The following is a 26276-nucleotide window of genomic DNA, read 5'->3' on the forward strand; positions in this document are numbered from 1 at the left end:
CTTCTCCCGGCATCGGCGCGTGTCGAGACCGCGCCTTGAACGGGAAATTGCCGCGTCAGAGGGCGGCTGTCGAGAGGCCGAAGGTAGGAGGACCTAGCGGGTCATCTTGATCTGCCTCACGGGCGGGATCGCGGGCAGCGAGCCGGTGTGCTCGGTCTCGTCCTTGGCCTGCGGCGGCATGGGCGCGCGGGCGGTGGCGTCGGGGAAGCGCTGCTTCATCTCGCGCAGGAAGCCGTCGAGCGTGTCGACGCTGGCCGCGAGCTTGGCAATCTCCGCGAATTCGGCGCTGGAGGCGGCCGCCGGCTTGCTTGCGATGTCGAAGGCGAGCCGGTCGGAGCTCTCGCTCATCAACGGCGCGTATTTCTCGCGGAAGCGCGACAGCCCGATCGCATCGTCGGCGAGCGCGTAGCCGACGGCGGCGCGGATCACGTCGCTCTTCTCGACCGCGTTGAGCGGCTTGAAGTCGCGAAAACGCTCGCCGTAGTAGAGCTCGATCTGCTCGGCGGATTCGCGCCAGCGCCGCGCCGCCCAGAAGATGTCGGAGCGCAGGCGGATCGCCTCGCGGCCCGCGACGTTGGAGACGATGTCGAGCGCGAGGTCGTGGCGGCCGACGTCGCTCTGCGCGCGCGCCTCCAGCAGCAGGCGCTGCTGGCGCAATTCGCCGGACAGATCGCTGATGCGGCTCGCCCGCAGCGCCGAGATGGCCATGTCGGGCTTGCGGTTGGCGAGATAGACCATGGCGAGGCGGGCCGCGACCTGCGCGCGCGCCGCCCCTTCGAGGCGGTGGTCGACCTGGTATTGCAGGAGCTCGGCGGCCTGGTCGAGCAGGTCGATGGACGCCAGGCGATCGGCGAGCTTGCGGATCAGCTCGTCGCCGCGCCGGCCGATCGGCGTCAGCTCGCGGAACTCGTAGAACATCCCGAGCGCCTCGATCGGCGGAAGATCGTCGCCCTTGGAGCTCAAGAAGATCTGCGAGAACAGCTCCTGCGCAAGGTCCTGCGCCTGGCGCGAGGCGTCCGCATTCGGTTGGAGTATCGTCGCGGTACGGGCCGCGGCGAGCGCATCCCGGTAGCGGCCCATGTCGGCATACATCCGCGCCAGCAACTGCAGCGTCTTCACCTCGATGGCGTCGCCGCGCCAGGTCATCGCCAGCGTCTCGAGCTCACGCAGCGCGTCATCCTTGGTGATCTCGTCGCGCTTCTGCCGCAGCGCGACCTCGAGCTGCTTGGCTTCGGCGGCGGCCGGCCGGTCGTCCGAGCCGACAGCGAACTTGTAGTCGTCGAGCGCGTCCTTGTCGTGGCCGAGCGCTTCGGCGAGCCTGCCGCGCAGCACCGCGAAGGACGGCGCCATGTCCGGCGGCACGCCGACGACCTCGAGCTCGCTGCGCCGCTTGGAGGCGCCGGCATAATCCTTCACCTCGAGCGAGGCCCGCATCGCATCCATCGTCACGATGCGCTGGACGTCGAGCGGCAGCGAGGCGATGGCGAACTCGACGTTCTTGAACTTTTCGCGCGCATCGGCCCACTTCCCTTGCCGCGCATAGGCGAGCGCCTTCCAGAGCTGCGAGTCGTGACTGTTGCCGATCACGGGATTGGCGAGATCCTTCAGCCCCTGCCCAGGCCGGCCAATGAGGATGCTCGCGATCGCGTGCATGATCAGCGCCGAGGACTCCTCCTTGTTGAGGGGATCGGCCAGCATGACGTCGGTCATCGCCTTGGCTTCGTGATACATGCCGCGCGACATGTAGAAATGCGCGAGGTCAAGCCGCGGGATCGAGCGCTGCGCCGGCTCGACCGCCGCGATCGCGGCGACCAGCGCGCTCTGGCGGTTCATGAACAGCTCGGACTGTCCCTTGCGCCATTCCTCGATGTTGAAGACCGGCCGCACCGCGGTCGGCGCGCGCTCGGCGGAGACGTCGACCGGCGACAGCGTCAGCCCGCCCTTCTTGCCCAGGATCACCTTGTCGGAGCCGACCTCGACGCCGACCTCGTCGGAGTTCGGACGAATGGCGATGCCGTGCGCGGATTCGAGCAGCGAGAGATCGACCAGGTCCTGCCGCTTGATGAAGCCGCGGACCGGCCGCGGCGCGGTGACGACGTAGAGCGTGTCGCCGGCGTCGGGATCGGTCAGCTTGTGCAGCATGCCCGGATTGGCGAAGGGGATAGCGATATTGGCGAGCGCCGGGTCAGTGATGTTGCGCATCATCATTAGCGGCAGCGGCGTTGCCTGGATCTTGTCGGCGAGCGTCAGGAGCCAGTTGGTCTCCTTGCCGTTCTCCTCACTCGACAGCGAATAGACCAGCGGCCGATTGAGGCGGATGCGGATGGCCTGGCCCTTGTCGAGCGGCGTGCGGCTGACCTCGCCGATCATCGCGCCGCCCTTGGCGCGGATCGGCTCGACGTCGATGGCTTTCTGGGTGTCGAACACCAGCCAGACGGTGTCGCCGCGCCGGAATGCGGCGGCGGGCGTTGCGACCGAGAGCGGGAACGTCACGCGCAGGCCGTCGCTGTCGCGGCGGGCATCGACGCTCGGCGCGGTGTCTTGCGCGACGGCCGGAGCCGGCGCCTCGACTGGTGCGGCTTTCGCCATGTCCTTCGGCGCGTCCTTGACCGGCTCCTTCGGCGCTTCGGCGGCCATCGGTGCTAACGGTTTTGGCGCAGCAGCCGGCGCTGCGGCCTCTGCAGCCGCCGGCGCAGGTTTCGGCGCCTCGGCCGAATGCGCAGCTTGAGCCGTGACAGGCTCGGGCGCGGCCAGCACCGGCGCGGGCTTCGGCGCCTCGGCAGCCGGCGCCGCGCCCGCGACCTCAGGCTTCACCTCGATCTTGGCCTCGCGCGCGATGGTCTCGGAGGTCGGCGGCGCGATCTCGCGCGGCATCTCCTTCTTCTCCACCGCCGCGTGCGGTCCCTGCGTCGCGGCCGGCTTTGCTGGCGCCAGGACCTGCTCGGCCGTCGTCGCGGCCTTGTTCTTGTCCGGCTGGAAGGCGACGTCGACGACATAGTTCTTGTCGTCGCGGAAAGAGTGCACGTCGGCCTCGCCGATCAGCGCGATCTCGACATTGGTCTGGTCGATGTCCGCCTTCTGCTTGATCGAGGCCACGTTCGGGGGCGCCGCCACGACCGCGTCGGCGAGATCGAAGTTGAGATTGGCGTTGAAGGCGAGCGTCAGCTTCTGCTCGTTGAGCACCGAGGAGACGCCGACGCCGTCGGGCATCTCGAAGACGAAGCGCACGAAGGTCGGCTGCACCGAGGCGCGGACGCGGATCGGCGGGCGCTTCTTGGTCTCGGCGGCCACGCGCTGGGCGCGCAGCGCGCGCTCCGCGGCGCGCGCACGATCGGAGAGTTCCTTCACCACGTCCATCGGCAGGCTCGGCGGCGCGCCCTTCCAGCCCTCGGGCAGAAGGTCGACGAAGGTCCGCTCGCCGGCATTCATGGTGTTGACGGTGACGCGGCGCGCGAGCGACAGCCGGATCGCCCCGCCGTCGGGATCGCGGCGAGCGGAGTTGACGTAGTCGGGGGCACCCTCCGGGATGCGGTCGACCGGTACATCGACCGGTCGCTCGAAGCGGATGATCAGGATCGATCCCGCGGTCGTCACCTCGGACGAAACGTCCTCGCCGAGCTTGATGACGAGGCGCGCAAAACCGCCGCCGGCCGAGAAGGTCGCCTCGCCCCGCACCGGCTCGGCGCGCGCGGGCAAGGCCAGGCCCACCAATAGGCAGGCGGCCAGTACGGACAGCACGCGGACATGACGCTGCACGCCCGGCGCCGAGGTCAACACCAAGGCGCGGGCTCGCGACCAAAATCCAGCGGCAGCCTGTCGCGCCATTGGCGGCATTTCATCCGGTCCGACGATTCATGCCGGCAATGGGGCCGGCCTGTGCCCTCGACTGTAAGGTTTCGCCAATTAAGGACTTGTTAATGCTGTCGGATTGATTTGACCGGCGCTCGCTGCGCCGCACCAGCGTTCCCGAAACGGCCAGTCGAGGGCCCCCGGCGGTGGGAAGTAGCGCCATCGGTCGCACGTCCACGGAGCGCCGCCCCGGCTGCCGTTCTGCTATAGTGCGGACATGACGATCGGGATCGCCGGACCCGGCCAGAAGGCGCCGCGGCGCAGTGCTGCGGCAGGGTTCATTATCGCGGCCATCGCCATCGTCATTGGTCTGATCCTGCTCGCTCTCGTAAGCGACGTCCTGGTCGACTGGATGTGGTTCGCCTCGATCGGCTACAGGCAGGTCTTCTGGATCACGATCGGCGCCAAAACTGCTGGCTTCCTCGTCGTTTTCGCAGCGACTGCCACCGTATTGTGGGTGAACGCGCGGATTGCTCTTGGTCTCGCCGGACGGCGAACCCGGTTGCCAGCGGCCTTTGTCCCAACAGTTGGAGCCGCTGCGGCTCAGCCCGATCCGCTTGAATTCCTGCGCGAGCGACTGCCGTGGCGTGGCGTGATCGCCGCCAGTAGCTGCCTCGTCGCCTTGCTTGTCGCCTGGGGCGAGGTCGGCAACTGGAGCACGCTGCTCCGGTTCATCTATCAAGTGCCGTACGGCAGCAACGATCCCTTGTACGGCAAGGACATCGGTTTCTACCTCTTCTCCCTGCCCGCCTTTGTCGCCGTCAAGAACTGGGCAATGCTGACGCTCGTCATGAGCGCGCTGTTTGCCGGGTTTGTCTATTGGGTGCATGGCGACATCGAGGACCGGGCTCAGCGAATGTCGCCGGCGGCGATCTCCCACGGTTCGGCACTGCTTGGGCTTTTCTTCGCCGTGAAGGCGTGGTCCTACGGGCTCGACCGCTACCACCTGCTGTTCGGCGACAACGGCGTGGTGGTCGGCGCAGGCTATACCGACGTCAACGTCGAATTGCCGGTGCTTTGGATCCTGATCGCGCTGTCGATCGTCGCCGCCTTGGCCGCATGGGCGAACCTGTGGGTGCGCACCTACCGCCTCCCCACCGCCGCGATTGCGCTGCTCTTCAGCGCCGCATTCCTGCTATCGGGCATCATCCCGGCAGTCTTTCAGCGCTTCTACGTCAGGCCAAACGAGCTGGACTGGGAGCGTCCCTATATCGAACGCAACATCACGCTGACCCGGGAGGCCTACAATCTCAATCGGATCTCACCGAAGCCGTTCCCTGCGGAACAGACGCTGACCTTCAGCACGCTCGAGGCCAACAAGGCCACGATCGAGAATATAAGGCTGTGGGACTGGCAACCATTGGCCGACACTTACGCGCAATTGCAGGAGATCCGCACCTACTACAAGCTGCGCAACCTCGATGTCGACCGCTACTGGCTCGGCGGCACCTACCAGAGCGTGATCCTCTCGGCCCGCGAGCTGAATTCCGAGTTGCTGCCGCCCAACGCGCAGACCTGGGTCAACCGCCACATCCTGTTCACCCATGGCAATGGTGCGGTGCTGAGCCCGGTCACCCAGAAGAGCAGCGAAGGGCTTCCGCTCCTCTACCTGCACGATGTTCCTCCGGTTGCTCACGGAGGTCCCGACATTCGCGAGCCGCGCATCTACTACGGGCAGCAGACCGAGGACTACGTCATCGTCAAGGCGACCGTGCCGGAGTTCGATTATCCCAAGGGAAAGGACAACGTCTACGCGTCCTATGACGGCGCCGGCGGCGTCCCGCTGTCGAGCATGGTGCGGCGACTGATCTTCGCTCACTATTTCAATGACGTGAACCTGTTTCTTTCTGACTACATCGGCAACGGCAGCCGGATCATGATCCGGCGCAAGATCCAGGAGCGAGTCGGCACGATCGCCCCGTTCCTGGTTCTGGATCGCGATCCCTACCTCGTCGTCAGCGAGGGCCGGATGTTCTGGATTCAGGACGCCTACACGACCAGCGAATATTTTCCCTATGCGCAGCGCGCGTCCGGCCTCAATCTCAACTACATCAGAAATTCAGTGAAGGTAATCATCGATGCCTATAACGGCACTGTCGACTTCTATCTGATGGACCAGGCGGATCCGATCGCCGCGACCTATCGTCGAATTTTCCCGGCTCTCTTCAAGCCGTTCACGGCGATGCCTCCCGATCTGCAAAGGCACATTCGCTATCCCGAGGACCTCTTCCTCATCCAGGCTCGGCTTTTCCAAACCTATCACATGGAATCTGCCGATGTTTTCTACAACCGCGAGGACCTCTGGCAATTCCCGCGCCAGCCGGCCGGCGACGGCATCTCTTCGATGGACGGCACGACGGCGATGGCGCCCTACTACATCATCATGCGCCTGCCCGGCGAAGCGCAAGCCGAGTTCTTTCTGATGATCCCGATGGTACCGAGCCGCCGCGACAACATGATCGCATGGCTGGCTGCGCGCTGCGACGAGCCCGGCTATGGCAAGCTGATCGTGTACGAATTTCCCAAGGAGAAGCTGGTCTACGGACCGTTCCAGATCGAGGCGCGCATTCATCAGAACACGGAGATCTCCCAGCAGATCTCGCTATGGAACCAGATGGGATCGCGGGTAATCAGGGGAAACCTGCTCGTGATCCCAATCGAGAATTCAATCCTCTACGTGTCGCCACTCTATCTGCGGGCCGAGCAAGGGCATTTGCCGGAACTGAAACGGGTGATTGCCGCCTATGGCGAGCACGTCGTCATGAAGGAAACGCTTGAGGAAGCTTTGTCGGCGCTCTTCGCGAACGGCGGGCCCGCAACGACAGCGCCGGGTGGGACCGCGGAGTTGCCCAGTGAAGGAGCAACGGCGGCACGAGCGCAGGAGGCGCTCGCGCACTACGATCAAGCAATGGAGCGGTTGAAATCCGGCGATTGGGCAGGCTTCGGCAAACAGATCGAGGCGATGCGCCGCCTGCTGGAAGACATCCGCCGGCAACCGGGCGGTCCGTGAGGACCAGGCCCAGTGAAGTCCGCCATTCGCCTGAACTGAACCGGACGATGACTTCCGTATGTTCGGGTCATGGTTCGCGACCCACGGCCTGCTGAAAGACAAAGGCCCGCCCCCGAGTGTGGGGAAGAACGGAAGGCTTCAAGAGTTGGAGGCGGGCCTCAAGGGCATTGCTATTCCAAAGCGGCGGGCGGAGTCCGTAAGCCAGCGCCCGTCACGTCATGACGTAGGTGAAATCTAAGCACCACCGAACCCGCCTGAATACCGGATTTTGATACCTCGACAGTCGCAGTCCATGTTTGCGAATGCAGGCCTCAGCAACTACCGCAGCCCGTAGCGCACGAAATCGTCGCCGATCCTGGGCTGAATTGTCTGTGCCGCCACGATATCGGCGTCACCGCCAGCCTTGTCGCCTTGTTTGAGCCGGGCGAGCCCGCGCCCATAAAGCGCGCTCGCAAGCTTCGGCTCGAGCCGCAGCACCGAGTTGTAGTCATCGATGGAGGCGGCGAGCTGGCCCATCTTCAGAAGGACCAGAGCACGTGAATCGTACGTTGCCGCATTGCCTGAGCCCGATTGCAGCGCCTTGTTACAGTCTTCGAGCGCAGCCTGTAGAGCGCCCTGCATTGTGCGGGCCCAACAGCGTCCGCTCCACGCGCCAGCCATATCTGGTCGCAAGCGAATGGCCTCGTCGTAATCTTGCGCCGCACGATCGTACGCGTTCTTTCGCAGGTTGGCCTCTGCACGGTTCGCGAAGGCCTCGCCGTAGTTGGGATTGAGCTTGATGGCCTCATCCAATGACGCGATCGCGAGGTCGTATTCGCCTTTCATCAGTTGGGCCACACCGCGGTTGTTGAAGGCCTTGGTATAGCCCGGATTGAGTTCGATCGATTGATTGAAATCGTGGATGGCGCGGTCATAGTCTCTCGTTTCAGCATAGGCGTTGCCGCGATTGTTGTAGGCGATGGCCAAGGCCTTCGTCGCGCCTGGGTGCGCGTCGATGAACGCGGTGCAACCATCAATTCGCGCTTCGAGCGAGGCGCGCCCGACGCTGTTGCACAGCTCGATCGTCTTGAGATAACCCCCTTCCTGCTTCGGCGCCTGCGCCACCGCCGGCAGCTCGAGCAATAGCAGGATGAGACCGGACGCCACGCCGCCGGTGATGGTTCCTGTCGCACTCGGCTTCATATCGGGAATCCCGATCACGGACTGAGGAAACTTCCATCCCTGGTGAAAGGCTTCTAGCACCGTCGGCAGATGTTCAAGTTGAGCTTGCGGTCGGCTTTCTGTTCGGATGGCCCGGTGGACGCGGCGGATTTCTTTGTCACCTTGCTCTTGCTCTTGCCCTCTTCGATGAGGGTAGAGAATTTCACCGACCCGTTGTCGGATATCTCGACATGCGGCGTGGTGCCTCGGATGCCCATTGTTGCGGCCGGGGTGTCGACCTTCATGTCACCAGTTTTCGCGACTTTGCCGGCAACGAAGGTGAACGTCCCTTTGGCGAGGCTGAAGAAAGTCGAATTGGACTTTCCGTTCGGGTCGTAGACGTACTCGTCCAAGGTCATATGCGCGTTGCTCGACAGATTGAACGAGCTGCCATCGGTAAAGTTGATGCCAACCCGACCGTCATCCCCCGTCTGTACCACGTCCCCCAGATAGACGAGATCGCCGGCTTTCGTCTGATTGGCTTGGGGGGGCACGTTGGCCTGAACGACGACCGCGTTCGCGTGCTCGATCGTGACCGAGCCCGCGGCGGTTACGACCTTGCCAATTGGCTTCGATGAAAAGTTTTGAAGGACGGGCTTGGCGGAATCGACTTGCGCGCGCGCAGCATCGGGCAAGAAACCGGCGAGCGTCAGAACAAAGGCGGCCACCAATCCGAATATCGAATATGCACGCATGACCTCCCCCTTCGTCGAGAAGATCTTCGCCCCAGTCCTCTACGATCTTTCAAAATTCGCAAGTAGGACGGCAAATAGTATAATTTAATTGTTGTTAAATCCACCCCGGCGGCATATTTTTGTTCCGCAGGTCCGGAATACCGCGAAATTGCAATACCTCTTATTTGGAAGAGCAGATCGCTTCGATGGAAGGGGCCGGATACTCAGCGAGACGAAAGTAGTTCACGGCGGCCTCGCGCTGAACGCGCCTCTTTCTTGAATCGACTTGGGTCATCTCGATCAGGATTTCGGCGGGCGAGCCTCGGGCTGCCGGCGCCATGATTTGTTGACCTCGTGGCGAGGGCAGACCAGAGCGAAAGAAAAACGGCGCCGCGCTGAGCCTGAATTCCTCGACTGACGAGGTCGAAGGCTATGTTAGTTGCGTCCGGCGTTGAGGCCGGAGACGTGACCTCCGTGGTCCCGCCTCCGAAGATAATCGGCACCGTTCACACGGCAATCGGTTGCGGCATCCTCAGGCGCGCGAGCGGTGTCGCCACCGAAGTCATGGTTGGCGATCCACTCTGCCTCGGTGACGTGATCGAGACTGCCGCGGACGGTCGGATCGGCATCCGCTTCATTGACGACACCTTTTTCAACCTCTCCAGCGAAGCCCGCATGGAGCTGAGCGAATTCGTCTACGATCTCGACGGCACCTCCTGTTCGGCCCTCCTCACGATATCCAAGGGCACCTTTGCTTTCGTTGCCGGCCAGTCGGCAAAGAACGGTGCCCTGACGGTCGACACCCCAGTTGGGAGCATTCGCGGTCGGATCCATACGGGCGGGCTCGGAATGCTGACGCTCGGAACATTGATATTCTCGATGTTGAAGAGCGCCGAGGCCGCAGACGCGAACATCACGTTCCTGGACAACGACAGCATCACGTACAAGGACGTCGAGCACGGCGCGTTCGAGCTTGTGACAAAGGAGGCGATCCCACGACACATCATCGTGGAGGATCCTGGCGAGACGGTCGTGCTCAACAAGATCGGGTCATCGGTCAGCGTCAACCAGGTCGTCAATAGTTTGGCTCGCATGGAGGAGCTCCAGGCGGCGGAGCATGACGTTTGGGCCAATCTCTCGAAGGAGATCGAGGCAAAGGGCTCCGGCACGACTCCCTTCCCGGAGACGCTGCCGCTGGAGCCAATCAATTTCATCGAGTCTGATGGCCCTGCGCAGCTACATTCGCTTCCGATCGTGCTGCCCAGCACCGTCGTCGTTCCCGACAATCCCATCATCCTTCATTCGCCGCCGACGTTCAATATTCAGTCGGGACCGGTCGAACTCGATACGGTTGTGTTTGACACCTTCACTGCGACCAGCGGAACGTTCAGCGCCAGCAGCACCAGTGACGCGCCACTGTTTTTCGGCATCAGCGGCGGGACCGCCGGCGATACGGTCGTGGGTGGAGTGACGTATGATGTGTCGAAAGGCAGCCCCTATGGCACGCTCTATGTGAACAGCGCCAGCGGCGCCTATACCTTCGTACCGAACAGTGACGCCATCAACGCGCTGACGGCGCCAACGACCGACGATTTCGTCATTACAGTGTCGGACGGCAACCTTACCACTGCTCAGACCTTCACAATCAACATCGATGGCGTCAATGACGCCGCCGTCATTTCCGGCGTCACGACCGGCTCGTCAACCGAAGCGGGCGGCGTCGCCAATACGGCGCCTGGCATATCCGCAACCGGCACGATGACCGATAAAGACGTCGACAATACGCCCAACACCTTCACGGTCGTGAGTTCGAAGGCCAGCACGGGGGGCTACGGCACGTTTAGCGTGACCGCGGCGGGCCTCTGGACCTACACAGTCGACAACGCCAACAGCAAGGTCCAGGCGCTCAATGTCGGCGACACATTGACCGACACCTTCACCGTGACGACCATCGACGGTACGCCGCAGATGGTGACGATCACCATCCACGGCGCCAACGATGCCGCGATCATCTCGGGCGACACGACCGGCTCAGTGACCGAGGCAGCCGGCTGCAAGCCGGGAATTCCGACCGCGACCGGTACGCTGACCGACACCGACGTCGACAATACGCCCAACACCTTCGTGGCGATCGGCTGTCCCGAAGCGGGCAGCTACGGCACCTTCACGATGACGGCGGCCGGCGTCTGGACCTACACGCTCGACAACAGCAAGTGCGCAGTGCAGGCGCTCAATGTCGGCGACACCTTGACCGACAAGTTCACCGTGACCACGATCGACGGCACGCCACAGGTGGTGACGGTCACCATCCATGGCGCCAACGATCCCGCCATCATCTGCGGCAAGACAACCGGATGCGTGGTCGAGGCCGCCGGCTGCAAGCCGGGTATGCCGACTGCGACCGGCACGCTGACCGATACTGACGTCGACAATCCGCCCAACACGTTCACCGCAGTGTGCTCACCCAAGGCCAGCTCAGGCGGCTACGGCACTTTCACAATGACGGCAGCGGGCGTCTGGACCTACACGCTCGACAACAGCAACAGTGCGGTGCAGGCGCTCAATGTCTGCGACAAGCTCACCGACACCTTCACAGTGACCACGATCGACGGCACGCCGCAGGTGGTGACGATCACCATCCAGGGCGCCAACGACCCCGCCATCATCTCCGGTACCACGACGGGCTCGGTAACCGAACCCGTCTGCAAGACGCCGGAGGCACCGAAGGCCACCGGCACGCTCACCGACACCGATGTCGACAATCCGTCCAACATGTTCACCGCGGTTTGCGCGCCAAAGTGCACCACGCACGGCTATGGCACCTTCACGATGACGGCGGCGGGCGTTTGGACCTACACGCTCGACGAGGACAACTGCGCGGTCCGGGCGCTCAAGGCGTGCGACACGCTGACCGATACTTTCACGGTGACCACGATCGACGGGACCCCGCAGGTGGTGACGATTACCATCCACGGCGCAGGCTTCCGGAACCTCGACAGCTCGGCCACCGCAACGCAAGCGGATCCGCCACCAACCGATGGCGCATCGAAACAAGACGGCACGGCGAGCGCAAGCGACGCCAGCCAGGCACTCCACTCGGCAGCCAGTCCAGACTCAACGCACGACGCCAGCCAAACCGACGTGGTCGCGGCCGGTTCCAGCAGCCCGACGACGGCCGCCAAGAGTGCGGACGACACCGGTCAGGCTGAATCGAAGCCTGAGACGATCAGCGTGCTCGATGCCAACGATCTCGCCAACAGCGACCATTTTGTTTTTGAGTTCGTGGCCAATCCGGTCTCCGGCGCAAGAAGCGAGCAAGGCATCGCACCCATTCAGTCCGCCGCGGATCATTCCGAATTGTCCGATCCTGCCCCCTCGCTCGTGGACTCACATCTTCTCACGGCGCTCAGCGCCGAAGTGGTCTTTCGCTTCAGGGACGAAATTGCCGATGCCAAAGGCTCGGGCGCTGTTGCGCTCACGGAGCTGCTCCCTACCCCTTCGTCGGTCGATGCAAACACCGCACCCACGGGACTTCTCAGAGTGCAAGCAGTTGAACCGCTTGCACCCGTGCACGACTCCGCTGACCTGCTGAATCCGGCCGTTCATGAGGCAAGCGCTCAGACCGCCTTCCACCACGAGCTGATGGTGTGAAGAATTTCGACCGGTAGGCTCTATGGCTCAGGTTCCGATCGAAACAAAATTTGATCATAGGCCTAAGGAAAACGTGAATATTCCCCAAAAGTGACTTGATCTTTTTCACCTCTATTCTTGGCGAATTTGTGGATGGGTAAGAAGTGATGACCGATCAACAATTGGCACTTGATGCGATTAGCGAAGCGCAATCGATCCTCGAAGAATACCTCCAGCCGCGACCTCAGAGCACAGAGCGTGTTCTCGACAAGCTGATCGAAGTTCTCGAACGTCCCGAGCTGGTCGTCGCTGTAAGTCGTTTACAGCAGCGAAGCAGTTCCTTTGCGGACCAATGAGGAACCGGCTCCGATCGATCGCCCTTGCCGCGTGCGCGGCCTGGCTTTTGCCAGCCGGGATACCCGATGCAGTGGCGAAGCAACAATGCAGCAGCGCGATGCCCTCGTCGACGCAGGGCCGCTGGTGGTCCTATCGCATCATCGATGGAAGGAAATGCTGGTACGAGGGTAAGCCTATGCTCCCCAAATCGGAGCTGGAGTGGTCGAAGCAGAATTCGGCACGACCAGTTTTGGAAGCGGACGTGAGAGGCGCGGCGGCAGCAAGCCCGGCCAATCCCTTGAACTCGCAAGCGTGGGCCGTGGACTACGACACTTTCGAAGCACGTTGGCGCGCCCGGATCGGAAATCGCTGACCCAATCAGGCCGGGCACTGCATCGTTCAACGCCTCACAACGTCGCGTGTTAAGCGCAACCTGCGGCTATGCCGCGAGGCTCCTTCAATGTGGCCTGCCGATCCAATCCGGCGCCGAGGAGCTCTGCTGCCGGGAACAAACGTCACCGTCACTGTCGTCTTCCTCAGAGGACGGCAATGCGTGCTGATGATCCAAGGTCGATGTCCAGGCGGACGTCATCGCCACGATCAGTAAACGATTGATGGCCTCAATTGCGCGTTCCGCTATGGATGAGCAGTAGTTCATCGCTCTCTCCGCGCCACTGATTTGCGAACGGCCCTAGCTTAGTCCCAGTCTGCGCTGCGCGACTGTCGTCCATCTCACATTTTGCGCGCGTCAACTCATCGCACGTTCAGAACGTGAAGCGCCATCTGATTGCATCTGCAACGCGATGCGGCTCTTCGTCGCTCACTTCATGAGTGAGGACGGGCTGCGCGGTGAGGTTTTGCGAGCGCGCCCGCTCAACCGTTGAGACGTTGCAACCGATGAGCGACTCAGAATGAGATAGCATCGTGACGATCCGATTTCGATTGATCAGGCGGGGGCTCGATCGATGCGCGGGGAAGCCAATTGCATCATATGCAGCAGGGCAAGAGCACTCATAGCTCTCGTTCCAGTCGCCAGAGGATATGCACTGAAGGTCTACGAGTGCGCCTGTTGCCATAGCACTCTGCATCTGGTGACGCGGGTCACGAAGGCGGATCTGATCAAGCAACGATGCGGCACCCCGCTTCCCGCCGGGAAGTGGTTCGATGCGACGACTGCCGATATCGGAGATCGCAGGGTTCACCAGCGGGTCGCGAACTAGACAACCGGTCTGAACGCGCCCTAGCCGAACGACCTCATGATCTGAGACAGCATCGCGGTAGCGCCTCGGGTATACCGGGCGCCGAATAGTTGCTCATCCACGTAATGAAGGGCGAGGAGAGCAACAAGTGCAGCCATTGCAACTCTCATGCTGAGAAGCATGATCCGCAGAAGCTAATGGCGTCTTAATCCATTCTCGCAGCGACCGATGCTGCATTGCAAAGAAGGCATCGCGGGGGGAAGTGGTGCGCTGAACGAGCGGCTATGCGCGAACCAACAACGCCTCGGATTGGCCGCCAACACGCCCGAATCACAGGCGCAGATGGTCCTCGCCGGGGTGCTTCGCTTGAGTATTGGGGTTCTCCGGCTCCGCTCCACCGCGAACCTCAGCCCCCAGCCCCATCGCGGTGGAGCGGCAAGCTCCTCCGGGTCAATTCGGCTTTTGCGTCGGGCGACCCTCGATCTTGGGCAGATCGGCCGCATCGGCAGAACGGTCTCCTCCGCCACCGGCGCGGCGGGCCATCTCGACCGTCAGCCGCTCGGCGGCCTCGGGCGACATCAGCCCCATGATGTCGGACATCTTGCGCGGCGCGATCTGCGTGGCGATCTCGATCAGCACGCCCATCTCCAGCCGATCGAACACCCGCGCGGCGTCCTTGGGCTTCATGCTCTCATACGTGGTGACGAGGCCCTTGAGGCGCTGAGCTTCCGCCGCCTTCTGCTCGGCCGCGGTGGTGGAGATGCGGGATTCCACCGCCTTCATCTCCTCGACCTTGGACTCGATGCGCTTCTCGGCCGCCTTGAGCAGGCTCTCGCGAATGTCGATCTCGCGCTGGCGCGCTTCGAGCTCCTGGCGGCGGTTCTGCAAGCGCTCCAGAATCGCGCGCTCGGCAGGCGAGGTCTGCTCGCGGGATTCTTCCGGCTTGATCACCTGGCCTTCGGGCTTGGTCTCGGGCGCGGCCGGTTTCGGCGCATCTTCCTTGGAAGCCTCCTTCGGCGCGCCGTGCGTCGAGCCGGTGATGTCGGGATCTTCGCGGCCAGTCGGGAAGTTGAGGTTCTCCTGTGCCCAGGATTTCTTGGTCGTCTTCGGCTGGTAGTCGAACACATAGCCGCCGTTGATCACGAGGCCGGCGACCTTCAGCGTGGCAAGGGCGGCAACTGCGATCAGTACGACGGGAATGACGCGGATGTTACGAAAGGATTTCATACAGCGACTTTATGCGGCAAGCCCGTTGGACCTTCTGCGCTCGGAGAACGCTTCGGCAGCCGCCGCCACCGCCTTCGCCGCAGAGGGCTTGGCGACCGGGGCTGCGGCAGCTTCCGGATTCGTCACGGGGCGCGCAGCGATGGCGATCTTGGAGAGGCGCCGCACCACGTTGTCGGCCTCGCCGAGCTGGCGGTAGAGCTGGTCGGACATCTGCGTTGCGGCCGCGAGCTGGCTGCCGAGATTCTCGTTGACGTCGCGGACAGCGAGCTTCAGCCCGCCGATCGCGCGCTCGGCGATCTCGGTCGCGGTGATCAGCTCGGCGATGACGGCTTTCAGTGAATGCTCGTCCGCCTTCAGCCGCGTCAGCCGCTTGTTGAGCAGGATGCAGTAGCCGATCGTCAGCATCAGGAGGATTGCGACCAGCGTCTCGATCGCCATGCCTAAGGAGTGGTTCATGGTGCCTCCATCATCTTGTTCTGCTCGTCGACCTTCTCGAACATCGCAAGTGTCGTAACTGGCTTGCGCAGGGGTTTCGTCACGCGGATCGCGACGCGGTCGCCGACGCGCCCCATCCGCCCTTCGGTCAGCGTGACGCTGCCGCAGCGCACGGTCACGTTGGCATCCGCGCGCATGTCCAGCGGCAGCGTGTCGCCGACCTTCAGCCGCATCAGCTGCTTGAGCGGAATGTCGGCCTCGTAGAGCACGGCATCGACTGCAATCTCGGCCTGGACGATCTCGGTGGCGAAATGGCCTTCCCAGATCGTGTCACGGCCGAACTTTTCGCCCATGAACATCTGGAGCAGGACGCCCCGGATCGGCTCGATTGTCGCGTAAGGCAGCAATAGTTCGATGTTGCCGCCACGATCTTCCATGTCGATGCGCAGTCGCACCAGGATCGCGGCGTTCGCAGGACGGCTGATCGCTGCGAAACGCGGATTGGTCTCGAGCCGGTCGATCGTGAAGGTCACCGGAGACAGCGGCCGGAATGCCTGTTCGGCGTCGGCCAGCACTACCTCGACCAGCCGCTTGACCAGCTCGGTCTCGATCGTGGTGTAGGGCCGGCCTTCGATGCGGAGCTGGCTCGCGCCCCGCCGACCGCCGAGCAGCACGTCGATCATCGAATAGATCAGGCTGGAGTCGACCACCGCCATGCCGAAGTTTTCCCACTCCTCGGCCTTGAACACCGAGAGCACGGCTGGCAGCGGGATCGAGTTCATGTAGTCGCCGAAACGCACCGAGGTGATGCGGTCGAGCGAGACTTCGACGTTGTCCGAGGTGAAATTGCGCAAGGAGGTCGTCAGCAACCGCACCAGGCGGTCGAAGACGATTTCGAGCATCGGCAGACGCTCGTAGGAGACCATCGCCGAATCGATGATCGCGCGAATGCCGGAATGATCGTCGAGCGTGACGTCGCCGACGGTGAAGCCGAGGAGATTGTCGATTTCCTCCTGCGACAGCACCCTCTCGCCTGAGTTCTTGCCGTTGCCGAGATCGCGGCTGCCGTCCTCGACCATGGCCGCCCATTGCAGGGCCATGGTCTCGGATAGTTCATTCTCGGCAGCAGCCTTCGCGGCCTCCGCGGGATCCTCGGAATCGAGCGAGGCCTCCCATTGGGCGGCTATGGCATCTTGGTCGACTGGATCGTTGCCCGCCATGGCGCTAGCCCATTACCTTCACTTGCACCGTCACTGCACCACGACTTCCTTGAACAGCACTGCGCTGACCTGGATCGGCGCGACCGCCGCGTTGACGCGCTTGGTCAGCTCTTCCTTGAGGCGGAAGATGCCGGCGGAGCCGTTGAGGTCGGAGGGGCGGAGTTCCCGCACATACGTCTGGAAGATATCGGTGACACGCGGCATCGTCGGCTTGATCGCCTCGATCTGCTTCTCTTCCTTCAGTTCGAGCACGATCTTCAGCCGCAGATATTGCACGCGCTCGCCGGGCGCGCCGGCGAGGTTGACCATCATGTCGGGCACGTCGACGAAGGCCGGCGGCTTCGGCGGCGGCGCAGCCTCGGCATGGTGCTCGTCATCGCCATGACGGAGGAAGAGAAACCAAGTCGCCGCACCGCCGCCGAGAATGGCCAGCGCGGCGACGGCGATGATGATGAGCTTGAGCTTGTTCTTCGGCGGGGCCGCCTCAGTGCCGTCAGTGGCTGCGCCGCCTTCCGCTTCGTTCTCTGCCATGGTCGCCGCGCTCGCTCACTATAAAGGGTCTTAAGAGAGCGAAACCTCTGGTCGGCCAGTGACGCGAAACAAATGCCCCAGCGCGCAACGCGCTCCTCACAGCTGCAAACGCTACGGTAATGATGGTTAACAGAACCTTTCGATTGCCCCCGCGCTAGGAAAAATCTGCCGGGCAAACATGGTCAACAGAACCTTTCTGCCGCTCCCCGCCCACCCCTCCCGAACACTTAAGCGCTTGCAAATACGTGACTTTCTGAGTTGGCACGGCTTTCGCTGAGGAAAGGCCAAGACCGGACGGTTTGGGAGAGCCCGAAGGTCTCATCGACGGGTCGGCCAAGACGCTTGGGAGAGCGGCGAAGCAGGACCTCCACAGGGGAGAACCATCCGATGCAGAACGCGCTTCTGGTCGGTTTATCGCGGCAGATGACGTTGGAACGGCAGATGGATGTCATCGCCAACAACGTCGCCAATGCCAACACCAACGGCTTCAAGGCCGATCGCACGCTGTTTGAGGAATTCCTCAGCTCTCGCGCGCATGAGGACAATTTCGTCGGCTCCGACCGCCGGGTCTCCTATGTGCAGGACCGCGGCACCTTCCGCGACGTCGGCCAGGGCCCGATGGAGGAGACCAAGAACCCGCTCGACCTCGCGGTCGATGGCAACTCCTTTTTCGCGGTGCAGACAGCCGGCGGCGAGCGCTACACCCGCGACGGCAAGTTCTCGCTCAACAACCAGGGCCAGCTCGTCACCTCGGACGGCAATCTCGTGCTCGGCAATGCCGGCCCGATCACCTTCCAGCCGACCGACCACGACATCAACGTCGCGCCCGACGGCACGGTGACGGTGCTCGAGGGCACCGCCCGCGTCGACTCCATCCGCGGCAAGATCCGCATGGTCGCCTTCGACGATCCGCAGAAGCTCGCCAAGCAGGGGGCCAATCTCTACGCCCAGGGTTCGGCGAACCAGCAGGCAGACGCCAAGTCCACCGTGCGCCAGGGCTACATCGAGAAGTCGAACGTGAACGCGGTCGGCGAGATGAGCCGCATGGTCGAGGTGATGCGGATGTACACCCAGGTCGCCAACCTGCTCCAGCAGCAGAGCGACATGCACAAATCGGCGATCGAGAAGCTCGCCGACGTTCCAGCGTAACGCCATTAGGAGACGATTGACATGCAAGCGCTTCACACCGCTGCGACCGGGATGGCGGCACAGGAACTCAACGTGCAGGTCATCTCCAACAACATCGCGAACCTGCGCACCACCGGCTTCAAGAAGCAGACCGCGGCGTTCCAGGATCTGATCTACGAGCACATTCGCCGCGTCGGCGCGCAGTCGTCCGACCAGGGCACCATCCTGCCGGTCGGCGTCGATATCGGCGGCGGCGTCAAGACGGTCGGCACGCCGCGCAGCATGACGCAGGGCACGCTGTCGCAGACCGGTAACGATCTCGATCTGGCGGTCTCGGGCGAAGGTTTCTTCAAGGTCCTGATGCCCGACGGGACCTACCAGTACACCCGCGACGGCACCTTCCAAATGGACAATCAGGGCCGCATCGTCACCGCGCAGGGCAACCCGGTGCAGCCGACCATCACGATCCCGAACAACGCCTCCGGCCTCACCGTCAACGTGCAGGGCCAGGTCTCGGTGACGCTCCCGGGCTCCTCGACCTCCACCATCATCGGCCAGCTCGCGCTGACGCGCTTCATCAACAAGGCGGGCCTCCAGCCGGTCGGCAACAACCAGTTCACCGAGACGCCCTCCTCCGGAGCGCCGCAGGACGGCACCGCGAGCTCCGAAGGCTACGGCACGATCACGCAGGGCAGCCTCGAACAGGCCAATGTCGACGTCGTCTCGGAGATGAGCGACCTGATCGCCGCACAGCGCGCCTACGAGATGAACGCCAAGGTGATCAGCGCCGCCGACCAGATGATGCAATCCACCACGGCGCTGTTCCGCTAGGGAATGACGATGATGCGCAAGACCATCACCACCCTCGCCGCCCTGCTCGCGCTGTCCGCGCCGGCATGCGCCGCCGACGACGGCATCGCGCCGCCGACGCTGCGCGCCAGCATCACCGTCACCTCCGACGTGGTGCGGGTCGGCGACCTCATCGACAATGCAGGGTCGGCCGCGCAGATTCCGGTCTATCGCTCACCCGATCTCGGAACCACCGGCGCGCTGCCGGTTGCGAACGTCCTGAGCGTGCTGCGCGCAAAACAGGTGATCGGCGTGATGACCGGCGACCTCAAGGAAGTCACGGTCACGCGGCTCGCGCGCACGCTTGCCAACAAGGACCTCGAGCTCGCGGTCGCCTCCGCGCTGGAGCGCCGCTTCGGCCTCGGGGATGCCGCCAACATCACCGTTACCTTCGACCGCGGCGTTTCCGACGTACGGCTGGACGCCTCCAACACCGGCGCGCTCCAGGCGACTGCCACGCGCTACGACGCGCGCAGCGGCCGCTTCGATCTGAGCTTCGAGATCAACAACGAGAACAGCCTCGCGCCGGCCAGGCTGCGCCTGACCGGCACCGCGATTGAAACCGTCGAGGTTGCCGTGCTGACCCGCGACATCGACCGCACCGAGATGCTGAAGTCGTCCGACGTCACGCCAGAGCGCCGCCCGAAGGCGGACGTTCAGGGCGAAGCGGCCTCGCGCGAGCGTGCCGTCGGCATGCAGCTCCGTCATCCGATGCGAGCAGGCACCCCGATCCGCGTCGCCGACATCGCAAAGCCCGACCTCGTGCAGCGCGACCAGAACGTCACCATCATCTACCAGGTGCCGGGCCTCTATCTCACGACCCGCGGCAAGGCGGTCGACAGCGGCTCCGAGGGCGACACCGTCTCCGTCCTCAACATGCAGTCCAAGCGCACGCTCCAGGGCATCGTCACCGGCCGCGGCCAGGTCACTGTGCAGGGCGCGAGCCAGTCCGCGCCTGCCGCGCCTGCGGTCGAGCAGACGTCATCCCTCAAGCGCGAGGAGACGCCGGCAGCGGCCGCCCTCGCCCAAAGCCTGATCCAGGCCCCCGTTTCGCCAACCCAGATCGCGCAAGCACAAGCCAAGTCAGAGTAAGTCATGTCCAAGTTCCGTTCCGTGGCCCGTCTTCGTCGTATCGCCCTCTCCGGCACGCTGCTCGCAACTTTCGCCTTTGCGAGCGGGTGTTCCTCGATCGACCGTCTGTCGCAGATCGGCGAACAGCCGAAACTGTCCGCGATCGACAATCCGACGACGCAGCCCGGCTACAAGCCGGTGCAGATGCCGATGCCGAAGCCGGAAGTCGCCTCCTACAATCCGAACTCGCTCTGGCGCAACGGCAGCCGCGCCTTCTTCAAGGACCAGCGCGCCCATCAGGTCGGCGACCTCCTGACGGTGACGGTCAATTTCACGGACAAGGCCAACATCGCCAACGAGACCCAGCGCAGCCGGACCGCCAAGGAAGATTCGGGGATTACCGATTTTATCGGCAGCCAGACGATCACACAGCCGCTCAAGATCCTGCCCGGCCGTCTTCTCACCACTGACTCGACGTCCTCCGCCGACGGCAAGGGCTCGGTCCAGCGCCAGGAAGCCTTGCAGACCAACGTCGCTGCGGTCGTCACCCAGGTGCTGCCGAACGGCAACCTCGTCGTCGAAGGCAAGCAGGAAATCCGCGTCAACTACGAGATCCGCGAGCTGGTCGTCGCCGGCATCGTCCGGCCCGAGGACATCCAGAGCGACAACACCATCGACTCCAGCAAAATCGCCCAGGCCCGCATCGCCTATGGCGGCCGCGGCCAGATCACCGACGTGCAGCAGCCGCGCTACGGCCAGCAAGTGATGGACGTGCTGCTGCCGTTCTAAGAGTTTCTTTAAGAGCTCCCACATCTCGTTGTGAACCTAGGCACAACGCGATGTTCTACGCGGCCTCCGGTAGCTCCCCTGCCGGAGGCCGCATGATTTTTGCTGTTGGTGGTTGCGGCAGCGAGTTACGGCTAATCGCTCAGCCGCCAACACACACTCCGTCATTGCGAGCGCAGCGAAGCAATCCAGAGCCTTTCCGCGGAGGGATTCTGGATTGCTTCGTCGCTTCGCTCCTCGCAATGACGGCGGGGAATGACGTTATGCCTTCACGTAAACTTCGCCTCCACCACGCCCAGCCCATCCAGCTCCATCCGTACCTTGTCGCCGGCCTTCAGCCACAGCGTTTTCACGAGGCTGCCGGTGAGCACGAGCTGGCCGGCATGCAGGCCCTTGCCTTCGGCGGCAAGATGATTGGCGAGCCAGGCCAGTGCGTTATGGGGATGGCCGAGCACGTCGGCGCCGGTGCCCTTGCCCGCCTCCTCGCCGTTGACGAGGGCGCGGCCGGCGACCGCCCGAAGATCGGGTACATTGGCGCGGTCGACCGTGGCGCCAAGCACGCAGCCGGCGGAGAAGAAATCATCCGCGATCAGCGTCGGCGCGCCCATCGTCTCCCATTTCACATAACGGTCATCGACGATCTCGATCGCGGGGGCGTAGGCGTCGACCGCCTCTCCCACCCATTCGGCGGTGAACGGCGCCTCGCCGGGGGCAAGGTCGCGCTTCAGCCGCACGGCGATCTCGCATTCGACGCCGACGCGGACATAGTCGGAGACGGCCAGTTTTGCGCGGCTGTCATACACGACCTTCTCGAACACGCCGCCGGCGCAGGGATGGTCAATCTGCATGTAGTCCTGCATGACCGGGCTGGTGCAGCCGATCTTGTAGCCGACCAGCGAGCCGACATGTGGTTGCAGCAGGTCGTGCAGCGCGCGCTGAATCTTGTAACCCTCCTCCTCATCGCGTGGGGGAACCTCGAGCGGCGCGAGGGGAGCATGGTTGCGGCGCGCAAGCGCGATCGCCTTTGCCGCTGCGAGAATTTTGTCCATCGGCGCCGACTCCCACGCTACGCAACTCAAGGCCGCACTTCACCATCCCCGCTCCCGCCTGACAAGCGCTGCGGGAGGGGCGCGCGTCACGCCTTGACGAGGCCAAGCCGGATCAGGCTCTCGGCCGAGCTCAGGATCGCCTCGTCATTGGAGCGCGCCTGCCAGCCGAGGAGCCGCGCCGCCTTGGCGCTGGTCGACCGCCGCACCTTGCCGAGCATCGGCAAGGTATAGCGCAGCATGGGAACGCCGGTCGCGGCGAGGCGCACCAGCCAGTCTGGCGCCTGAAGGCGTGGAACCCGACGCGCCGCCGGCCCCAGCTCCCGCCTCAGCACGTTGGCGATGTCGAGCAGCGACAGCGTCTCCCCAGCGACCGCGATGAACCGTTCGCCCTTGGCCTCGGGCGCGGTCATCGCCCGCAGATGCAGGTCGACGACGTCGCGCACGTCGACCAGACCAAAATAGATCCGCGGCACCGCCGGCATGGCGCCATTGAGCAGTAATTTAACGATCTCGATCGAGCCCGAGAAATCCGGCCCCAGCACGGGACCGAAAATGCCGGTGGGATTGACGACGGCGAGCTCGAGGCCGCCTCCTTCGCGGGCGACGAAATCCCAGGCCGCCCGTTCGGCCAGCGTCTTGGATTTGACGTAAGGCTGCACGTCAGCACCGTCGAGATTGGTCCAGTCGGTCTCGTCGAACGGCGTTGCGCGCGGCGGATGGCCGTAGCCGACCGCGCCCAGCGACGAGGTGACGACCACGCGCTTGACGCCCGCCTCACGCGCGGCGCGCAGCACCCGCAGCGTGCCGTCGCGGGCCGGAATGATCATCTCGTTCTCGTCCTTCGGGACTGTGGTCGAGAGCGGCGAAGCGACATGCAGGACGTAGTCGCAGCCCGCGACCGCCTCGCGCCAGCCCTCGTCCCGGGTCAGGTCGGCGATAAAGAAAGCGAGCCGCTCGGCCGGATCGACACCGCCTTCGCGCAGCATCGCCAGCACATCGGCCTGCCGGTCCGGTCGACGGACCGTGGTCCGCACCTCGTGGCCCGCGGCCATCAGTTGCAGGACGGCATGGATGCCGACGAAACCCGACCCGCCCGTGACCAGAACAGTGCTCATGTCGCAAACCCTTCTCTCGCGGGCAGGCAAATTTGTCCACCGAACCCTGCTGCCGGCCTTTAAGGAGTTGTTGAGCTGGTCCAGGATTTATGGCGGCGCGCACCCTGCGCTCACAGGTGCAGGATGCGTGATGACCGCGATGTTTCGTCCCGCCGGTCGCATCCTAAGAAGTCGAGTCGATCCCGTTGCCCCGACTCGCAAAAACATCCTCACCTGAAGTGAAGGCTCATTCTCATGCGAGCTCACGTAAGCATGAAGGAATTGAGTCTAGCCCCTTGATCGCGATTCAGTTTTCGCGTTCGCCATGCGGGGTTCCGGACGCGTGCAATATCGGCACGAAAAAAATCGAGCACGGCGCGACGCTGCGCGCCAGATGCGTCTTGCATGCGAGCCGCTGCTTACGGCTCAACGCCTATTCGTCGCGATAGACCTTCTCGCGCTTCTCGTGGCGCTCCTGCGCTTCCACCGACAGCGTTGCGATCGGGCGGGCTTCCAGCCGCTTCAACGAGATCGGCTCGCCGGTCTCTTCGCAATAGCCGTAGGTGTTGTCCTCGATACGCTGGAGCGCGGCGTCGATCTTGGCGATCAACTTGCGCTGGCGGTCGCGGGCGCGGAGTTCGATGGCACGGTCGGTTTCCGACGAAGCCCGATCGGCGAGATCGGGGTGGTTCACGTTCTCCTCCTGCAGGGCTTGCAGGGTGAGCTTGGACTCTTTGAGGATCTCATCCTTCCAGGCGAGGAGCTTCAAACGGAAGTACTCCTTCTGCCGGTCGTTCATGAAAGGCTCTTTTTCGGTCGGTCGGTAATTTTTCAACTTTTCCAAGGGCGGCCTATTCTTTTTTTGCAACGACTCGCGACGGACAGGGTCCGTTGAGCCGGGCTTATATAGCGGCCTCCTGTGACAGACAATATTTCCCTGATCTTGGCGTTACCGCCCCCAAGTCCTTGCGCCGGCAGCCTTATCGGCATGCACTTGGGGGCGGTTATCCACTCAGTAGCCGACCGTGAAACGCTTCCGCAGATGCGAAGGCCGATCGATCTCGTCGGCGAGCGCAATGGCGTAATCGGCAAAGGTGATCCAACTCTTCCCGCTCGCATCTGCGAGAAGCTGATCGGTCCCAAGCCGGAACTTACCGGTCCGCTCACCCTCCACGAACAGGGCCGAGGGCGAGATGAAGGTCCAGTTCAGCTCATTTTCCTGCCGCAGCAGGTCGAGGAATGCGGAGCCTTTCTCCGCTTCGGCCTTGTATTGGGCGGGAAAACCGGGGGTTGTGACCAGTTTCACGCCGGGGGCAACCTCGAGGCTGCCAGCACCGCCGACCACGAGGTAACGACCCACCTTCGAGTCCTTGGCAGCGCCGATCAGCTTGTCCGGGTCGCTGGCCAGGAAGTGGACGGAACTGATGGCGACGTCATGCCCGGCCCACAGCTTGGCGAGCCCGGCCTGGTCGAGCACGTCGCCCTTGGTCGGGGTGACGTTGGGCAGATGAGCGATCTTCTCCGGGTTCCGGGCGATGGCGGTAACGGCATGGCCGCGGCGGGACAGTTCCCTGGTTATCTCCGAACCGGCGCGGCCCGAAGCCCCGGTGACTGCGATTTTCATGGAAGGCTCCTTCGTTTCTGTGGTAACTAGCGGTGACTAGATATCGCAAAGAATGCTGGTGTTAAGAGAGCACTTTTGGCTTACCTGCTTACGCAGGAGTAACCGGAACAGTTCGCGAGGAACGAAGACATGAAGCCCGACGTCTACGCAGCCAATTGCCCGACACGCCAGATCCTCGATCGCGTCGGTGACAAATGGGCGGTGCTGATCCTGTTGCTGCTGCGCGAGGACGCGATGCGTTTCAATCAGTTGCGCCGGACGATTGAAGGCATTTCGCAGAAGATGCTGAGCCAGGTTCTCAAGTCACTCGAACGCGACGGATTGATCAAGCGCCGCGCCATCGCAACCGTTCCGGTGACGGTCGAGTATTCGATCACGCAGCTCGGGCTGACGTTAGCGGCCGCCGTCGATCCCTTGCGCGACTGGGCCGAGCAGAATTTGAAGGACGTCCTCGCCGCACAGCGCCGCTACGACGCGCAGCAGAAACAGGAAGCAGCGTGACTACCGTTCAAGGTGTGTAACCAACCGCCGCAAATTCCACTGGATGCGCCGCGAAGGCGGGGCACCCAGTATTCCAGAGGCAGCGAGATTCATAACAACGGCCGCGGCGTACTGGGTCGCCCGGTCAAGCCGGGCGACGACGCGAGGAGAGAGTCTTCAGAGCGGCTGAGAACCGCGTGTCAGCCCTGCCCGGCCTTGGCGAGCTCGACCTCGACGCGCAACTCGATCTCGGAGAGCACGGCATCAAGGCCGGGATCACCCGAGGACGATTTGAGGTTCGCTGCCGCATCGCGCAAGCGCATGACCGTCGAGGCATCGAGATTGCCCGACAACAGTCCCATCTTGAGATCATGGAGCACGTCGAGCGCGGTCTTGCCGCGGGCGACCGAGCGCTTGCGCCGCTCGACCGGGTCCTCCTCGATGCCCTGCAGCGCGAGCAGCGCATCGATGTTGGCGGCCGCCTTCGGCGCGGATGCGGACTTGGTCTCCTGCGCCGAGGAGGTGTCGGGCAGCACGAAGGTGCCGGAGCCCGTCCGCCTGGTCTGGCTGGCGGGCGCTCCAAGCGTGGTGCCGTTCGGTCCGTAGATGCGCATCGCAGGAATCCGCGTGATCGATGACGGCAGCTTCGCCGCATTATGGTTAATGAGGCGTAAACGGCCCGGCAAAATCTGCCGACAGGCGGCAGTTTCGCTCCGTAAGGCGAACACCGGCTGGAGCCGATGAAGCGTACTTTAATCAACCTATTCAACCACCTAGCTTCACCGCACCACGCTGGCACAGCGCTCGCATAGAGAGGTTCGGACCAGCTCGTCATGGGAGTGTCGAACAGGTCCGAGATCTAAAGGAGCCTCGGGGAGCAGAGG

At 63.4% G+C, this 26276-nt stretch carries 20 protein-coding genes; 8 read left to right on the forward strand and 12 right to left on the reverse strand.

Annotation, left to right across the window (positions count from 1 at the left end; translation table 11 throughout):
- Window positions 1-93 precede the first annotated feature (93 nt).
- On the reverse strand, window positions 94-3825 hold the full coding sequence (locus tag YUU_RS0133750; RefSeq protein ID WP_035664127.1) for a lipopolysaccharide assembly protein LapB: 3732 nt from the start codon (window positions 3823-3825) through the stop codon (window positions 94-96).
- Between the two features lie 241 nt (window positions 3826-4066).
- Here YUU_RS0133750 and YUU_RS0133755 point away from each other — a divergent pair, with 241 nt between their 5' ends.
- Window positions 4067-6859, forward strand: a complete 2793-nt coding sequence (locus YUU_RS0133755) for a UPF0182 family protein (protein WP_027526314.1) — start codon at window positions 4067-4069, stop codon at window positions 6857-6859.
- Window positions 6860-7177: 318 nt separating this feature from the next.
- Here the strand turns inward: YUU_RS0133755 and YUU_RS0133760 are convergent, their stop codons facing one another.
- Together YUU_RS0133760 and YUU_RS0133765 are read right to left on the reverse strand one after the other, a co-directional pair.
- Window positions 7178-7963, reverse strand: a complete 786-nt coding sequence (locus YUU_RS0133760; protein ID WP_245288173.1) for a tetratricopeptide repeat protein — start codon at window positions 7961-7963, stop codon at window positions 7178-7180.
- A gap of 131 nt (window positions 7964-8094) precedes the next feature.
- Window positions 8095-8754 carry a FecR domain-containing protein gene (locus tag YUU_RS0133765; protein ID WP_027526316.1) on the reverse strand — a complete coding sequence of 220 codons (660 nt, stop codon included), beginning with the start codon at window positions 8752-8754 and terminating at the stop codon, window positions 8095-8097.
- Window positions 8755-9198: 444 nt separating this feature from the next.
- On the opposite strand from YUU_RS0133765, the gene YUU_RS52600 reads away from it, so the two are divergent.
- Complete coding sequence (locus tag YUU_RS52600) at window positions 9199-12384, forward strand: VCBS domain-containing protein (protein WP_245288174.1); 3186 nt, start codon at window positions 9199-9201, stop codon at window positions 12382-12384.
- 146 nt (window positions 12385-12530) lie between these two features.
- Complete coding sequence (locus YUU_RS0133780) at window positions 12531-12719, forward strand: hypothetical protein (RefSeq protein WP_027526317.1); 189 nt, start codon at window positions 12531-12533, stop codon at window positions 12717-12719.
- Window positions 12720-14348: 1629 nt separating this feature from the next.
- On the opposite strand, the gene YUU_RS0133795 is transcribed toward YUU_RS0133780, so the two are convergent.
- From YUU_RS0133795 to fliL, 4 genes are read right to left on the reverse strand one after another with little or no spacing between them, the layout of a single operon-like run.
- A complete protein-coding gene (locus YUU_RS0133795) occupies window positions 14349-15125 on the reverse strand; it encodes a MotE family protein (protein WP_027526319.1) in 777 nt (258 codons plus the stop codon).
- Between the two features lie 9 nt (window positions 15126-15134).
- Window positions 15135-15581: a DUF6468 domain-containing protein gene (locus YUU_RS0133800; protein WP_027526320.1), complete on the reverse strand. Its 447-nt coding sequence runs from the start codon at window positions 15579-15581 to the stop codon at window positions 15135-15137.
- Window positions 15578-16780: a flagellar motor switch protein FliM gene (gene fliM / locus YUU_RS0133805; RefSeq protein WP_027526321.1), complete on the reverse strand. Its 1203-nt coding sequence runs from the start codon at window positions 16778-16780 to the stop codon at window positions 15578-15580. Before fliM ends, YUU_RS0133800 begins: the two co-directional genes overlap by 4 nt.
- Before the next feature lie 30 nt (window positions 16781-16810).
- Window positions 16811-17311, reverse strand: coding sequence for a flagellar basal body-associated protein FliL (fliL, locus tag YUU_RS0133810; protein ID WP_027526322.1), 501 nt, complete (start codon window positions 17309-17311; stop codon window positions 16811-16813).
- A gap of 387 nt (window positions 17312-17698) precedes the next feature.
- On the opposite strand from fliL, the gene flgF reads away from it, so the two are divergent.
- From flgF to flgH, 4 genes are read left to right on the forward strand one after another with little or no spacing between them, the layout of a single operon-like run.
- On the forward strand, window positions 17699-18460 hold the full coding sequence (gene flgF, locus YUU_RS0133815) for a flagellar basal-body rod protein FlgF (RefSeq protein ID WP_027526323.1): 762 nt from the start codon (window positions 17699-17701) through the stop codon (window positions 18458-18460).
- Between the two features lie 21 nt (window positions 18461-18481).
- Window positions 18482-19270: a flagellar basal-body rod protein FlgG gene (gene flgG, locus YUU_RS0133820; protein WP_027526324.1), complete on the forward strand. Its 789-nt coding sequence runs from the start codon at window positions 18482-18484 to the stop codon at window positions 19268-19270.
- Window positions 19271-19279: 9 nt separating this feature from the next.
- Window positions 19280-20380 carry a flagellar basal body P-ring formation chaperone FlgA gene (flgA, locus tag YUU_RS0133825; RefSeq protein ID WP_027526325.1) on the forward strand — a complete coding sequence of 367 codons (1101 nt, stop codon included), beginning with the start codon at window positions 19280-19282 and terminating at the stop codon, window positions 20378-20380.
- A gap of 3 nt (window positions 20381-20383) precedes the next feature.
- Window positions 20384-21148 carry a flagellar basal body L-ring protein FlgH gene (gene flgH / locus YUU_RS0133830; protein WP_027526326.1) on the forward strand — a complete coding sequence of 255 codons (765 nt, stop codon included), beginning with the start codon at window positions 20384-20386 and terminating at the stop codon, window positions 21146-21148.
- A gap of 266 nt (window positions 21149-21414) precedes the next feature.
- Here the strand turns inward: flgH and YUU_RS0133835 are convergent, their stop codons facing one another.
- From YUU_RS0133835 to YUU_RS0133850, 4 genes are all read right to left on the reverse strand, one after another.
- A complete protein-coding gene (locus YUU_RS0133835; RefSeq protein ID WP_027526327.1) occupies window positions 21415-22194 on the reverse strand; it encodes a 2-keto-4-pentenoate hydratase in 780 nt (259 codons plus the stop codon).
- A gap of 86 nt (window positions 22195-22280) precedes the next feature.
- Window positions 22281-23309, reverse strand: a complete 1029-nt coding sequence (locus YUU_RS0133840) for an aldehyde reductase (protein WP_027526328.1) — start codon at window positions 23307-23309, stop codon at window positions 22281-22283.
- A gap of 412 nt (window positions 23310-23721) precedes the next feature.
- Complete coding sequence (dksA, locus tag YUU_RS0133845) at window positions 23722-24087, reverse strand: RNA polymerase-binding protein DksA (protein ID WP_085966600.1); 366 nt, start codon at window positions 24085-24087, stop codon at window positions 23722-23724.
- 213 nt (window positions 24088-24300) lie between these two features.
- A complete protein-coding gene (locus tag YUU_RS0133850) occupies window positions 24301-24912 on the reverse strand; it encodes an NAD(P)-dependent oxidoreductase (protein WP_027526330.1) in 612 nt (203 codons plus the stop codon).
- 129 nt (window positions 24913-25041) lie between these two features.
- Between YUU_RS0133850 and YUU_RS0133855 the strand changes: the two genes are divergently transcribed.
- A complete protein-coding gene (locus YUU_RS0133855; protein ID WP_027526331.1) occupies window positions 25042-25413 on the forward strand; it encodes a helix-turn-helix domain-containing protein in 372 nt (123 codons plus the stop codon).
- 179 nt (window positions 25414-25592) lie between these two features.
- On the opposite strand, the gene YUU_RS0133860 is transcribed toward YUU_RS0133855, so the two are convergent.
- Window positions 25593-26006 carry a flagellar assembly protein FliX gene (locus YUU_RS0133860; protein ID WP_027526332.1) on the reverse strand — a complete coding sequence of 138 codons (414 nt, stop codon included), beginning with the start codon at window positions 26004-26006 and terminating at the stop codon, window positions 25593-25595.
- Window positions 26007-26276: the final 270 nt, after the last annotated feature.

The sequence above is a fragment of the Bradyrhizobium sp. Ec3.3 genome, from assembly GCF_000472925.1.
GTDB lineage: Bacteria > Pseudomonadota > Alphaproteobacteria > Rhizobiales > Xanthobacteraceae > Bradyrhizobium.

What these genes read in the sequence shown, in the direction of transcription:
- YUU_RS0133765 (WP_027526316.1), bottom strand. Translation starts at nt 8,754, where the DNA reads ATGCGTGCATATTCGATATTCGGATTGGTGGCCGCCTTTGTTCTGACG.
- flgF (WP_027526323.1), top strand. Translation starts at nt 17,699, where the DNA reads ATGCAGAACGCGCTTCTGGTCGGTTTATCGCGGCAGATGACGTTGGAA.
- flgA (WP_027526325.1), top strand. Translation starts at nt 19,280, where the DNA reads ATGATGCGCAAGACCATCACCACCCTCGCCGCCCTGCTCGCGCTGTCC.
- YUU_RS0133835 (WP_027526327.1), bottom strand. Translation starts at nt 22,194, where the DNA reads ATGGACAAAATTCTCGCAGCGGCAAAGGCGATCGCGCTTGCGCGCCGC.
- flgG (WP_027526324.1), top strand. Translation starts at nt 18,482, where the DNA reads ATGCAAGCGCTTCACACCGCTGCGACCGGGATGGCGGCACAGGAACTC.
- YUU_RS0133855 (WP_027526331.1), top strand. Translation starts at nt 25,042, where the DNA reads ATGAAGCCCGACGTCTACGCAGCCAATTGCCCGACACGCCAGATCCTC.
- YUU_RS0133860 (WP_027526332.1), bottom strand. Translation starts at nt 26,006, where the DNA reads ATGCGCATCTACGGACCGAACGGCACCACGCTTGGAGCGCCCGCCAGC.
- YUU_RS0133780 (WP_027526317.1), top strand. Translation starts at nt 12,531, where the DNA reads ATGACCGATCAACAATTGGCACTTGATGCGATTAGCGAAGCGCAATCG.
- flgH (WP_027526326.1), top strand. Translation starts at nt 20,384, where the DNA reads ATGTCCAAGTTCCGTTCCGTGGCCCGTCTTCGTCGTATCGCCCTCTCC.
- YUU_RS0133840 (WP_027526328.1), bottom strand. Translation starts at nt 23,309, where the DNA reads ATGAGCACTGTTCTGGTCACGGGCGGGTCGGGTTTCGTCGGCATCCAT.
- fliL (WP_027526322.1), bottom strand. Translation starts at nt 17,311, where the DNA reads ATGGCAGAGAACGAAGCGGAAGGCGGCGCAGCCACTGACGGCACTGAG.
- YUU_RS0133795 (WP_027526319.1), bottom strand. Translation starts at nt 15,125, where the DNA reads ATGAAATCCTTTCGTAACATCCGCGTCATTCCCGTCGTACTGATCGCA.
- YUU_RS0133800 (WP_027526320.1), bottom strand. Translation starts at nt 15,581, where the DNA reads ATGAACCACTCCTTAGGCATGGCGATCGAGACGCTGGTCGCAATCCTC.
- YUU_RS0133850 (WP_027526330.1), bottom strand. Translation starts at nt 24,912, where the DNA reads ATGAAAATCGCAGTCACCGGGGCTTCGGGCCGCGCCGGTTCGGAGATA.
- dksA (WP_085966600.1), bottom strand. Translation starts at nt 24,087, where the DNA reads ATGAACGACCGGCAGAAGGAGTACTTCCGTTTGAAGCTCCTCGCCTGG.
- fliM (WP_027526321.1), bottom strand. Translation starts at nt 16,780, where the DNA reads ATGGCGGGCAACGATCCAGTCGACCAAGATGCCATAGCCGCCCAATGG.
- YUU_RS0133750 (WP_035664127.1), bottom strand. Translation starts at nt 3,825, where the DNA reads ATGGCGCGACAGGCTGCCGCTGGATTTTGGTCGCGAGCCCGCGCCTTG.
- YUU_RS0133755 (WP_027526314.1), top strand. Translation starts at nt 4,067, where the DNA reads ATGACGATCGGGATCGCCGGACCCGGCCAGAAGGCGCCGCGGCGCAGT.